Origin of the sequence: Parabacteroides sp. CH2-D42-20 (assembly GCF_003670185.1) — a bacterium.
Lineage (GTDB): Bacteria > Bacteroidota > Bacteroidia > Bacteroidales > Tannerellaceae > Parabacteroides > Parabacteroides distasonis.
Genome location: NZ_RAYG01000010.1, coordinates 137,949 through 150,516, shown reverse-complemented (window position 1 = coordinate 150,516; position 12,568 = coordinate 137,949). Strand labels below are relative to the sequence as shown.

10 protein-coding genes are annotated in these 12,568 nt (G+C 49.3%); 4 read left to right on the top strand and 6 right to left on the bottom strand.

What is annotated here, in order from left to right:
* Positions 1-50: 50 nt before the first annotated feature.
* From xylE to D7V92_RS07825, 4 genes are all read right to left on the bottom strand, one after another.
* The gene (gene xylE, locus D7V92_RS07840; RefSeq protein ID WP_121772630.1) at positions 51-1,598 is read right to left on the bottom strand and encodes a D-xylose transporter XylE; all 1,548 of its coding nucleotides are present in this window, start codon (positions 1,596-1,598) and stop codon (positions 51-53) included.
* A 96-nt stretch (positions 1,599-1,694) separates the two neighbouring features.
* Complete coding sequence (gene xylA / locus D7V92_RS07835) at positions 1,695-3,023, bottom strand: xylose isomerase (RefSeq protein WP_009275085.1); 1,329 nt, start codon at positions 3,021-3,023, stop codon at positions 1,695-1,697.
* A gap of 35 nt (positions 3,024-3,058) precedes the next feature.
* Positions 3,059-4,543 (bottom strand): xylulokinase, encoded by a 1,485-nt coding sequence (locus D7V92_RS07830; protein WP_121772629.1) that lies wholly within the window; start codon positions 4,541-4,543, stop codon positions 3,059-3,061.
* Between the two features lie 12 nt (positions 4,544-4,555).
* On the bottom strand, positions 4,556-5,296 hold the full coding sequence (locus D7V92_RS07825) for an NUDIX domain-containing protein (RefSeq protein ID WP_005862814.1): 741 nt from the start codon (positions 5,294-5,296) through the stop codon (positions 4,556-4,558).
* A 240-nt stretch (positions 5,297-5,536) separates the two neighbouring features.
* Here D7V92_RS07825 and D7V92_RS07820 point away from each other — a divergent pair, with 240 nt between their 5' ends.
* On the top strand, positions 5,537-7,357 hold the full coding sequence (locus D7V92_RS07820) for a TrkH family potassium uptake protein (protein ID WP_121772628.1): 1,821 nt from the start codon (positions 5,537-5,539) through the stop codon (positions 7,355-7,357).
* A gap of 12 nt (positions 7,358-7,369) precedes the next feature.
* Positions 7,370-8,056: a TrkA family potassium uptake protein gene (locus D7V92_RS07815; protein ID WP_121772627.1), complete on the top strand. Its 687-nt coding sequence runs from the start codon at positions 7,370-7,372 to the stop codon at positions 8,054-8,056.
* A gap of 69 nt (positions 8,057-8,125) precedes the next feature.
* Here D7V92_RS07815 and D7V92_RS07810 read toward each other — a convergent pair whose 3' ends face one another.
* Together D7V92_RS07810 and D7V92_RS07805 are read right to left on the bottom strand one after the other, a co-directional pair.
* Positions 8,126-9,007 (bottom strand): aldose 1-epimerase family protein, encoded by an 882-nt coding sequence (locus tag D7V92_RS07810; protein WP_121772626.1) that lies wholly within the window; start codon positions 9,005-9,007, stop codon positions 8,126-8,128.
* Positions 9,008-9,010: 3 nt separating this feature from the next.
* On the bottom strand, positions 9,011-9,790 hold the full coding sequence (locus D7V92_RS07805; protein ID WP_005862821.1) for a hypothetical protein: 780 nt from the start codon (positions 9,788-9,790) through the stop codon (positions 9,011-9,013).
* A 237-nt stretch (positions 9,791-10,027) separates the two neighbouring features.
* Between D7V92_RS07805 and D7V92_RS07800 the strand changes: the two genes are divergently transcribed.
* Both D7V92_RS07800 and D7V92_RS07795 read left to right on the top strand, forming a co-directional pair.
* A complete protein-coding gene (locus D7V92_RS07800; protein ID WP_005862822.1) occupies positions 10,028-10,960 on the top strand; it encodes a DUF362 domain-containing protein in 933 nt (310 codons plus the stop codon).
* A 6-nt stretch (positions 10,961-10,966) separates the two neighbouring features.
* Positions 10,967-12,565 (top strand): 4Fe-4S dicluster domain-containing protein, encoded by a 1,599-nt coding sequence (locus D7V92_RS07795; protein ID WP_121772625.1) that lies wholly within the window; start codon positions 10,967-10,969, stop codon positions 12,563-12,565.
* The last annotated feature ends 3 nt before the right edge of the window (positions 12,566-12,568 follow it).

Below are 12,568 nucleotides of genomic sequence, written 5' to 3'. Positions count from 1 at the left end.
TAGATTGATCCGTCCTTTTTTACTCATATATTATCTTGTCTCAGGTTTGGTTACCGTTTCCAATAACCTTCCATCTCCTCCAGCGTCTTTCCTTTCGTCTCGGGAACAAATTTCCAGATGAACAACGCCGCCAATATACCCATCACGCCATAGATCCAATAGGCCATACCGTGATTGAACGTATCGGTCAAGTATTGATTCTTATCCAGCATCGGGAAAGTCCATGATACCAAGAAGTTGGCAATCCACTGCCCCGCCACGGCGATACTCATTACTGTGGAGCGAATCGAGTTCGGGAAGATCTCGGCCAGTAACACCCAGCAGACCGGGCCCCACGACATAGCGAATCCCGCCGTATAAACCAGCATGCAGACCAATGATCCCATACCCACCGAACGCGTATAGAAAGTAGTTCCCAAGATCAACATAGATACCGCCATGACGAGCGCCCCGATAATCATCAACGGACGGCGTCCGAACTTATCCACCGTGAAAATAGCCAATACGGTAAACGACAGGTTCACCGCCCCTACCACGATCTGTTGCAAAAGGGCGGCGTCCGTGGCCGCTCCCATCGTCTTGAAGATCTCCGGGGCATAGTAAAGCACCACGTTGATCCCCACGAATTGCTGGAAACCGGAGAGCAACACGCCCACCAAGATGATCAGCACGCCGAACGACCGGATCGGGAACAGCAAGGCGATACAGAAACTGCCCAGCAAGGCGATCTCCAATGCGCTCGTATTACCTGCCCACGACAACAACCCGTAGCCCGCCAAGAACAACGCCAACCAAGTCCCCATAAACTGGAAGTAAGGCTTCATCGACGGAGCTTTCTCCTTGAAACTCTCCTGTATCTCCTCCAGCTCATACCCGGCGGTCTCCGAATCCGACAAACGGTTCAAGATAGCCAACGCCTTCTCCGTACGCCCACGCATCACGAGGTAACGAGGCGTCTCGGGCACGAACATCAGGAACGAGAGGAACAATATCGCCGGGATCGTCTCGGAGGCGAACATCCAGCGCCAACCAATCGTATGCAGCCAAGCGGCATCTCCCTGAAGGGCGATCGTATAATTCACGAAATAGACCACCAGCATACCAAAGATAATGGCGAACTGGTTCCATGCCACCAGATTCCCCCGGCGATCGGCCGGAGCCACCTCGGCGATATACATCGGCGATACCATGGAGGCCAGTCCCACGCCGATACCTCCCAAGATACGATAAGCCACGAACGCGTACATAAACGTATGATCCCCACTCCCGGGCATGCCGATAAACAACTCCGGCCAAGCTGAGCCGATAGCGGAAAGCAAGAAAAGGATAGCGGCCAGTATCAATGTAGGCTTCCTGCCGTAACGCTGGCTGATCCACCCCGCAAACGAGGCGCCGAGAATACATCCGATCAACGCGCTACTTACCACGAAGCCCTCCAAAGCGTTCGCCTGATCCAACGGAAGCCCTTGCGGCTCGATGAAGAACTTACGCAAAGACTCCACCGTACCGGAGATCACCGCCGTGTCATACCCAAACAGCAGACCTCCCAAGGTAGCGACCAAGGTAAGAGCGAAAATATAAGTGTTGTTACTTTTCATGGAATAGATTTATTAATTAAAAACTGAGAATTGAGAGCTGAAAACTAGGGCTTACGCACGATAATTTTCAATTCCCAATTCTCGATTTTCAATTATTTAGATATGCAGATTTACAATCATCTCGTATAATTCCTGCTTACCGCTGATCTGTTTCGGCTCGCCGTCACGCAAAGCGATCGTACGAAGATCTTCCAGCGTAAGCTTGCCATCCTCGAATGCCTTGCCCTCACCGGCATCGAAACTAGCGTAGCGCTCGGCACGCATCTTGCGGTAATCTGAGTGCTCAAGGATATCGGCGGCGATCATCAAGGCACGGGCGAAAGCGTCCATACCACCGATATGAGCGATGAAGATATCCTCCAAGTCCGTAGAATTACGGCGGGTCTTGGCGTCGAAGTTCGTACCTCCGGTAGTCAAGCCACCTCCCTCAAGGATGACCAGCCAAGCCTGTGCCAGCTCATAGATATCCATCGGGAATTGATCCGTATCCCAACCATTCTGGTAATCGCCACGGTTTGCGTCGATACTGCACAACATGCCGGCGTCGGCGGCGGCTTGCAACTCATGCTCGAATGTATGTCCGGCCAAGGTAGCGTGGTTCACCTCGATATTCAAGGCGAAATCCTTGTCCAATCCATAATGGCGAAGGAAGCCGATCACGGTCTCCGAATCCACGTCATATTGATGTTTCGTCGGTTCCATCGGTTTCGGCTCGATCAGGAACGTACCCTTGAAACCGTTCTTACGGCCATAATCACGGGCCATCGTCAACATCATGGCTAAATGATCCTTCTCTCGTTTCATGTTCGTGTTCAATAGGCTCATATAACCCTCACGGCCGCCCCAGAATACATAGTTCTCGCCCCCTAAAGCGATACAAGCGTCGATAGCGTTCTTGATCTGCGTGCCAGCGCATGCCACGGTCGGGAAATAAGGGTTCGTAGCGGCGCCGTTCATATAACGCTTATTGCTGAAGACGTTCGCGGTAGACCATAGAAGCTTCTTTCCGGTAGCGGCTTGATGCTCCTTGGCATGTTCCACCATCGTCTGCAAACGTTTCTCGAACTCGCCCAGCGTAGGAGCCTCGTCCACCACGTCCACGTCGTGGAAGCAATAGTAAGGAATATTACATTTGGTCATAAACTCGAAAGCGGCGTCCATCTTGTACTTCGCACGGGTGATAGCGTCCGTGCTGTCATTCCAAGGGAATGATTTTGTTCCACCACCAAACTGATCACCTCCCTCAGCACATAAGGTATGCCAATAAGCCATAGCGAAGCGCAAATGATCCTTTAGTGTCTTACCCATAACTACCTTATCCGCGTCATAATAATGAAATGCCAACGGATTTTTTGACTCACGTCCCTCAAACTGAATCTGTCCGATTCCCGGGAAAAATTCTTTCTCTCCTTTAAAGTAACTCATAATAATATGTATTAAAAATGTAAATAATTCAGCCGTTAAATAGATTGTTCCAATCGTTCCTTCCAAATCTCGAACGCCCCGCAATAAGCATTCGCCTTGAAACCGTCCGGCTCGATCACGTTGATCTTCTTCAAGGAAGCGAACGCTTCTTCCGCGTTCTTGTAGATACCGGCACCCATACCGGCACCCTTGGCCGCCCCTACCGCACCGTTCGTATCATACAGTTCGATCACCGTACCCGTCACGCCCGCCAAAGCATCCCGGAAGATCGGGCTTAAGAACAAGTTCGCGTTCCCCGCACGGATTACCTGAATATCGATCCCCATCTCATTCATAATATCCATACCGTATTTAAAGGCGAACACGATACCTTCTTGCGCCGCCCTAGCCATATGCGCCTTGGTATGTATGTTGAAGTTCAATCCATGAACCGAGCAATCGATCTGCTTATTCTGCAACATACGCTCCGCCCCGTTTCCGAACGGCAAGATCGAAAGACCATCGCAGCCGATGGGAACCGTAGCCGCCAAATCATTCAACTCATTATAGTTGATACCTTCCGGCGCTATATTCCGTTTGATCCAAGAATTAAGGATACCGACCCCGTTGATGCACAACAAGACACCCAAGCGGGTCTGCTCCGTCGTATGGTTCACGTGGGCGAACGTATTCACACGGGAAAGCGTATCGTAATTCACCTTGCCGTTCACGCCATACACCACTCCGGAAGTCCCGCCGGTAGCCGCTATCTCGCCCGGATTCAATACATTCAATGATAAAGCGTTATTCGGCTGATCACCCGCACGATAGGTAACCGGCGTACCTTTCTTCAGTCCCAACTCGGCCGCAACCGAGGCGGTAACCTCGCCCTGCAAACCGAACGTCGGACGGATATCGGCGATCAGATCCTTACTGAATCCATAATAATTCATCAAATCCTCCGATAAGGCATTATTCTTGAAGTCCCAGAAAATCCCCTCCGACAAACCGGAAACCGTAGTCACGATATCCCCCGTCAGGCGCATAGCGATGAAATCTCCCGGCAACATAATCTTATGAATGCGGTCGTAAATATCCGGCTCGTACTCCTTGATCCAAGCCAGCTTGGAAGCGGTAAAATTACCCGGCGAGTTCAATAGGTGGGAAAGGCATCGCTTCTCGCCTATATTCTTAAACGCACGCTCGCCATAAGGAACGGCACGGCTATCGCACCAGATAATAGATGGACGAAGCACCTCCATCTTCTTGTCCACCACCACCAAGCCATGCATCTGGTACGAGATACCGATCGCCTTGATATCCTCGCCTTTCACCTTCGCCTTGCTCATGGCACCTTTCATAGCGATCTTCACGTACGACCACCAATCCTCCGGATTTTGCTCCGCCCACCCCGGGCGCGACGCCTTGATCGGGGCCTCTTCTTTGGGATAAAAATCCGCACCTATTGTTAACCCGGTCTCCTCATCGACAATAGAGACCTTGATGGAAGAACTTCCAATGTCACATCCTAACAGACACATAATCTTATGGTTTTATATCTTATTAAACTTCGAACGTTGTTGATTATATTTCACCTTATCAAACCGATAATACCGGGCGGCACGATGGGCGACCCCATCTTGCATATCCTCCGTGGGCACCACGTAATCCAAGGAATTCATCTTCTTATGAAAATTGCGCACGTCCATCTCACGGTTATAGATCACCTCGTACGTGCGCCTAAGCTGGAACGCCGTGAACTTCATCGGCATATAGTCGAAAATGATGGCGGGCTCCTTCTCTACCCAATTACGGATCTCCTGTATGGCAGCCTCGATAATCTCTTTATGATCGAATGGCAAGCGAGGAAGATCGTCGATAGGGCACCAACGGATCGAGTCGGATTTATCGGCCGGACACGTCTTCCTGCTATTTTTGCACAAGGCGAGATAAGCGACCGTGATCAACCGTCCGATCTTCACCTTGGAAGTCGCCTCCAGCCACATCACGTCCAACCGGTTCGAGGTACGGGCGGGGGAACCGAAACAACGGAATTGTTTCAATTGGACACGCTTCAAGCCGGTCGAATCATTCAGTATCCGATAGGCGGCGTCATCTAAATCCTCGTTCTCATAGATCAGGCTGCCGGGTAATTTATAGCCGATCAACTCGCCTTCCTCACTTTTCCGCTCCGCCAACAGCACGGTGAGCTTGTCATCATTGATGCCGAGAAGAACGCAGTCTACGGAAACATAGGGGGAAAGCATCTCTCTATTCTCGTTTTGTGTATCCATGATATCAGTAATTAGATTTGCGCAAATATAAGTATTTTTCTAAACAAAGCAATTACAAAAGGTCTTTTTTGCATCTCCTAATTGATTATTTTTCTGATATTTCAGTATCGTACATCATACAATATGCTATACAACACATAATGTAAGTAAAACAATTAGTATGAGAACAAATAATGAAGGCGCTTTCACGTACCTCTAACTTTTATTTCCTACATTTGTTATATTTATAAAACATCGGACATGAATCTAAAAAACATATACTTCTCTTGGCTGATTTATTGGGGTAAAATGAAGGGATTATTGAACGGGATAGCGGAAGCGATTATCCTACTCGCCTCCTTAGCCTCTTTCTTCGTATTGATCTACCAATTTGGCTTTGTACAGACACCCGATTCCGTCCATATCCTAGAGCGCTCCCGCCCATTCATCCTGCTAGCTTTTTTCACGGGCATAACACTCCGGTACGTGGTGAGGTTCCAAGAAATCATACAGGAGAAAATGTTGTATCTCGATATCAGCATCTATTTCCTTTTATTCGCCGTATTATCCAGCAAGATATTTTTCAAGGATGCCATAGCGCACTCTTTGCCTTATTTGTCTTTCCTTACGAAACCTCTCTTCGTATATGTCTTATTATTGCTGCTTAGCACGATTCACTTATCCCGGCAGACGTTCACGCTGATGCAGACACGGATCAAGCCCTCGTTGCTTTTCTTGCTCAGTTTCGTGTTCGTGATATTGGTCGGGGCCGGGTTGTTATCGTTGCCGAACGCCACTACGCACCGGATTCCGTTTATCGACGCTTTGTTTATCTCCACGACCTCGGTATGCGTAACCGGACTAACCACCGTCGACGTAGCCACCAGTTTCACGCATATCGGACATATTATCATCCTGATTTTGATACAGATCGGCGGTATCGGGGTCATGACATTTACCTCTTTCTTCGCCCTCTCCTTTATGGGGAAATCCTCTTTTACGAGCAAGATGATGCTGAAAGATATGTTGAACGAGGATCGGACGGGAGGGTTGTTCCGGGTCATCTTAAACATTTTTTTCGTGACCTTGTTTATCGAGGGGATCGGCGCCTATTTTATTTATATGGACGTACGGGGAAGCCTGCCGGGAGGTACGCAGCAGGAATTATTCTACGCAATGTTTCATGCCGTGTCCGCTTTTTGTAACGCAGGGATCTCTACCTTGAGCGGCAATATGTACGATCCGTTAGTGGCGGATAAGTACAACCTCCATTTCTGGATAGCCATGCTGATTATATTCGGAGGCTTGGGCTTCCCGATCGTCTTCAATTACCTGAAACTCTTGCATCACTTGCTGATGAATGGTATCAAGATATTGATCGGTAAGCAAAAGCATTATATCCATACGCCCCGTATTATTAATGTACATACGTACATTGTTGTTATATCTACCTTGATCCTGTTAATTACCGGAACGGCTTTCTACCTCTTTTTCGAGTATGACAATACCTTGGGCGACCTTCCCCTGCGGGGGAAACTGGCAAATGCGTTCTTAGGCGCCGTCACGCCTAGAACGGCAGGATTCAACGTAGCGGATATGGCTACATTGGCCCCTCCGACCTTAATGCTGACGTTGATCCTTATGGTAATCGGAGCCGCCCCTATGTCCACCGGCGGCGGCTTGAAAGTGACCACCGTTTTCGTAGCTCTGGTTACGACCTTGAACGCCGCACGTGAGAAAGATAAAGTGGAAGTGAGAAAACGGGAGATCGCCCCATTCGCTATCCGCCGGGCATTCGCTATCATCATGATGTACTTCATGTGGGTGGCGATCGCTACGTGGGTATTATCCTATACGGAAAAAGGGGCGCCGCTGTTCTCCCTATTGTTCGAGGTTGTTTCCGCCTTGAGTACCGTAGGCTTGAGTATCGATTATACCCCTCACCTCACCCCTATCGGGAAAATCATCATTATCAGCACGATGCTGGTCGGACGTATCGGGGTATTGGCCTTCCTCGTAAGTTTCTGCAAGGAATACACGAAAAAGGACTATACATATCCACAAGAAAATATATTAATGTAAAAATAAGATAGCATGAAATATTTAGTAATCGGATTAGGGAATTTAGGACGTGCGATAGCGAAGGACTTGACATGTGTCGGCAATGAGGTGATCGGCGTAGACATGGATCTGCATCGTGTCGATATGCTAAAGAACGACATAGCGGGGGCGATCGCCTTGGACTCCACGGACAAAGAGGCATTGAGCACCCTGCCATTGAGCGAGATGGATGCCATTATCGTAACATTCGGTAAGGATTTCGGGACTTCCGTTCAGACCGTCGCTTTATTGAAGAGTCTGGATGCGGGCAAACTGATCGTGCGGGCGATCTCATCGATCCATGAGACTGTGATCCGTGCGATCGGGGTAAGCGAGATTATCACACCGGAAGAGGATTTCTCTACGATGTATACCTCCCAAGCGTCTTTAGGCGGCCTGTTCAGGCATTGGTATAAAGTAACCGATACGGAACATCTCTATAAGATCAAGACACCGGCCACTCTTGTCGGGCAAACGATCAAAAATATTGATTTCGAGGAGAATTTCGGCATCCATCTGGTAGCGATCGAACGTCCTTACGAGAAAAAGAACCTGATCGGACTCACACAAACAGAATACAAGGTTATCAGCCGCATCAGCGAGGAATTGGTGATCGAGGCTGATGATCTACTGATCTTATTCGGGAAGATGGAGCTATTAAATAAAATAGCCAACATCTAAAACAAAACATAGGCAGACGATCACGATATAATCAGCGTCGTCTGCCTACGGCTAATATCAACGAAGCGATCAAGCCCCCGCTATCTCTATCGTATAGGAGGCATCGAAGACCTCTCCCGGTTCCAAATGCCATGCCCAATCCCGGTCTTTATACTCACCCGTATAATCCACCCGGTCGCAACGCCCATACCAAGGTTCGATACAGACAAACGGAGCGTTTTTCGTAGGCGGAGACCATAAGCCTACCACCGGAGCCGTAAAGGTGAGCGAAAGGTACGGACGTTTCTCCACATCCAATAAGTCCACCCGCTTAATCTGGCTGTCCTCCAAGATAAACGTATCGATATCGAACGTATGGATATTCAACGGCAGCAAGCCGTCCGCATCCAAAGGTACCGGACGAACCACGTCCCCTACGCACCCTTTCTCCACCAGCGCACGGTATACGAGATCTTTTTTCACATCGAAAGCGAAATACCCTCGATCCGGTTGATCCACCTCATAATTCGGGTACAGGAAAGCCGGATGAGCGCCGATCTGGAAATGCATCGTCTTATCTCCCGTATTCTTCACACGCCAAAGCACCTCCACCTTATTGCCCTCCAAACGATACCCGATCTCCAGAAGGAAAGGGAACGGATAGGCTCTCAGCGTGTCCGGGGTACTTTCCAGCGCGAAACGCAACTCGTTCTCCGCCTCATCGATCAACGTAAAATCCATATCCCGTGCAAAGCCGTGCTGCGACAGCGGATACACGGTTCCCTCGTTCCGATACTCGGCCTTCCATACGCTCCCGACGATCGGGAACAATACCGGGGAATGACGTTTCCAGAAAGCGGGGTCCGCTTGCCAGAGATACTCCTTTCCCGTAGCGTTCGCTACGATACTACTCAACTCCGCTCCATGTTCGGAGACACGGATCGTTAGTTCTTGATTTGATACTGTCTTCATTCCTTATGATAAGTTTAGTAATTGTTCGGCGGGAAGTCCCTTGCTTTTCAAGAAACCGTTCAAAGTCCCGAATAATAAGGGCTGTCGCCGGAAATCTTCCAGATAAACCCGTTTCAGGCAGTCTACCGGCATCGATATCGGAACGTATGGGATCAAGTTTCCATGCTCATAACGATAGAGCACCTCATCCGTAGCTTGCAGCGAGGCCAACCGCCATTCCTTATCCCCCACCGAGGAAGGCTGCTTCACCTCCAGACAGGCGTTACACAGCATCGAGAAAAAGCGGGAATCAGGCGTAAAGCCCGTGTGCTCCTCATCAAAAAAGAAGGTATCGTATTCCTTTTCCAATTGTGCCGTAAAATGGTTCAAGATAGGCTCCTTCTCATACTTGCAGGACAACAGGGAATAATTCTCGAACAGGCAAAGCTCGCCCAACGACTGATAGTCCAGCTCAAGGACCAGAGAAGGCTCGGCAGACTGGGCCGGCTCACCGGGTTCCTCATACAAAGGGATCACGTACATGCCTATCTCCGGCCCCACCAGCATCCGGCTGTCCTGTCTGAAAAAGGGCATCGCTTTCTTGCTCTTTTCCACAGGTATCCCTTTGCGTTCCTCATACAAGCCGATAGACTCCCTAAGCAAGGAAAGCCCATACTCGATCTCCTCTTGCGGCACGATATGCATCAACCCCTTCGCCGGAAGCGTGAAAAAGGAATCAGGCCCCGAGGTAGTCCGAAAGCTTTCGACAAAAGCGTTCAATGATACTCTACAATATAAAACCATACAATCTGTTTTTTGCCTCGCAAGGTAGAAAAATATTATCAGAACCGATATGCCTTCCGACAAGAATTTATCTTATTACGCAAGATCACTGCAACCCGGGTTGCAGTAAAAAGCAGTTCTACTTTGTAAAAGGAGTTGACTCGCATATCAAAATAATCATTATCTTTGTTCGGAATAACAAGCGAGTAAAAAAAGACCGTACCGTAAATCAAGTATAAACCAATATAGTATACAATTATGAAACGTCGTGATTTTTTAAAGACCAGTGTCATCGCTAGCGCGGCTCTATCCTTAAATTTTGAAGGTCTGCAAGCGGCCCTTTCCACGAACACCGTAGCCGTAGAGAAGGCTCCCGATATGGTAGCCGTTATGGGTGGAGAGCCGGAGGTGATGCTAGATAAAGCCTTGGAAGCCCTTGGCGGTATCGGAAACTTCGTAAAGAAAGGACAAAAGATCGTAATCAAGCCGAATATCGGTTGGGACCGCTCTCCTGAATTGGCCGGTAATACGAACCCCAAATTAGTGAAAGCCTTGGTCAAGAAATGCTTGGAGGCCGGCGCCTCTAAAGTGACCGTATTCGACCACACCTGCGATAACTGGCAGAAATGCTATGAGACGAGCGGGATCGCCGAGGCCGTAAAAGAGGCCGGAGGTATCATCATGCCTGCCAACGATGAGAAATATTTTAAGGAAGTATCCATTCCGGGTGGCGTGAACCTGAAAAGCGCCAAGATCCATGAGGCCCTGATCGAGGCGGACGCATGGATCAACGTCCCCGTATTGAAGAACCATGGTGGGGCGAAGATGACTTGCGCCATGAAGAACTATATGGGAATCGTATGGGATCGCCGTTTCTTCCATCAAAATGATTTGCAACAATGTATCGCCGATATTTGCACTTGGCAAAAGAAACCGGTATTGAACATCGTGGACGCTTATCGCATCATGCACCAAAACGGCCCGCAAGGAAAGAGCGCGGCCGATGTGGCTACCTTGAAATCCTTGATCGCCTCCACCAATATCGTCGCTATAGACACCGCCGCCCTTCGCCTGTTCAACCAAGTGAAGAAGCTGGATATGGCCGCCGTAGGTCATATCGGTAAAGGCGAGGCTTTAAAGCTGGGTACAACGAATCTGGATAATGTCACGATCAAACGTATTAAGATATAATCGAGGATGAAGAAGCCTAATTACTTAAAAGGATTGCGGGTCGTACTCGCGATCCTCATTTTCGTACCCATACTTTTATTCTTCGTTGATTTCGCCGATGTATTGCCGGACAACCTGCACACGTTGTTGCATCTCCAGATCATGCCCGCTATTTTAGGGGGAATGGCGGGGTTGGTAGTCTTCCAATTCGTATTGGCTTTATTGTTCGGCCGGATCTATTGCTCGGTTATTTGCCCGGCGGGCGTATTGCAAGATATTATCAACCGGGTTTTCTGTATCGGAAAGAAGAAAAAGAAAGGAGTACGCAGGTTCAGCTATCATAAGCCCATAAATATCTTACGGTACTCTATTCTCGGGCTTACATTCGTACTGGCTGTTTTCGGGATGATCGAATTATGTACGTTGCTAGATCCGTACAGTAACTTCGGCCGTATAGCGAACAACCTGTTCCGTCCGGTCGTCATGTGGGTCAATAACCTGCTGGCCGACGGATTGGCACGGATGGATAACTATACGCTTTATCACGTCACGATTAGCAACGTGACGGTATTCGGCGTGATATCCGCTTTGGTTGCGCTACTCGTATTCATCATCATGGTCGTATTCCGGGGAAGGTTGTTCTGCAATACGCTTTGCCCGGTAGGAACGCTGTTGAGCCTGATCTCCCGGTATTCGTTTTTCCGGATCTCCTTTGACAAAGAAGCCTGTACGCATTGTGGTAATTGCGAGCATACTTGTAAGGCGGAGGCGATCGACAGCAAGAACCTCACCGTAGATACCTCCCGTTGCGTAAATTGCTTCAACTGCGTGTCCTCGTGCGCTAAAGGAGGATTGCAATATCGTTTCAAGCCTTCCTTCAAGAAAGAAGCCGAAACAGCTCGCATACAAACGGACGTGATCCAACAGGCTACCGCTCCGAACAGCCGCCGTACATTTCTCTCGGCAGGGGCTACCGCCGCGGCCTCCCTCCCGATCGTATCCACCATTGCCCAAGGAATGGAAAAAGGGCATGGCAAAGGGCAGCACGGGCAAGGTAAGCACGGCAAGAAATGGCCCCCTATCGTACCGCCGGGAGCGATCAGCTTAGAGCGTTTCAAGGATGTATGTACCGGATGCCAGATTTGCGTGACTCAATGCCCGAGTCATGTACTACGTCCCACGGGACTGGAGTACGGCTTTGATTATATGTTGAAACCCCGTATCGCTTACATCGACAGTTATTGCAACTACGAATGCACGGTCTGCTCGGAGGTTTGCCCCACGCACGCTATAAAACCGCTTACTAAGGAAGAGAAAGCTACTACGCAAGTGGGCATCGCCACCTTCTTCATCAACCGCTGTATCGTAAAGACGGAGGGGACGGACTGCGGGGCCTGCTCGGAGCACTGCCCTACCCAAGCCGTGCATATGGTTCCTTACGAGGGCACGCTTACCATCCCGCAAGTAAACCCGGATCTTTGCATCGGTTGTGGCGGCTGCGAATCGATCTGTCCCGTACGCCCGATGAGAGCGATCATCATTAAGGCGAACGAGGTTCACAAGTTCGTGGAGAAGCCCAAAGAGGAAGAGGTGAAAAAGGTAGAAATAGATGACTTCGGATTCTAAGAG

Bases quoted from the DNA above. Each gene is read 5' to 3' on its own strand.
- xylE (WP_121772630.1), bottom strand. From the start codon at position 1,598: ATGAAAAGTAACAACACTTATATTTTCGCTCTTACCTTGGTCGCTACC.
- xylA (WP_009275085.1), bottom strand. From the start codon at position 3,023: ATGAGTTACTTTAAAGGAGAGAAAGAATTTTTCCCGGGAATCGGACAG.
- D7V92_RS07830 (WP_121772629.1), bottom strand. From the start codon at position 4,543: ATGTGTCTGTTAGGATGTGACATTGGAAGTTCTTCCATCAAGGTCTCT.
- D7V92_RS07825 (WP_005862814.1), bottom strand. From the start codon at position 5,296: ATGGATACACAAAACGAGAATAGAGAGATGCTTTCCCCCTATGTTTCC.
- D7V92_RS07820 (WP_121772628.1), top strand. From the start codon at position 5,537: ATGAATCTAAAAAACATATACTTCTCTTGGCTGATTTATTGGGGTAAA.
- D7V92_RS07815 (WP_121772627.1), top strand. From the start codon at position 7,370: ATGAAATATTTAGTAATCGGATTAGGGAATTTAGGACGTGCGATAGCG.
- D7V92_RS07810 (WP_121772626.1), bottom strand. From the start codon at position 9,007: ATGAAGACAGTATCAAATCAAGAACTAACGATCCGTGTCTCCGAACAT.
- D7V92_RS07805 (WP_005862821.1), bottom strand. From the start codon at position 9,790: ATGGTTTTATATTGTAGAGTATCATTGAACGCTTTTGTCGAAAGCTTT.
- D7V92_RS07800 (WP_005862822.1), top strand. From the start codon at position 10,028: ATGAAACGTCGTGATTTTTTAAAGACCAGTGTCATCGCTAGCGCGGCT.
- D7V92_RS07795 (WP_121772625.1), top strand. From the start codon at position 10,967: ATGAAGAAGCCTAATTACTTAAAAGGATTGCGGGTCGTACTCGCGATC.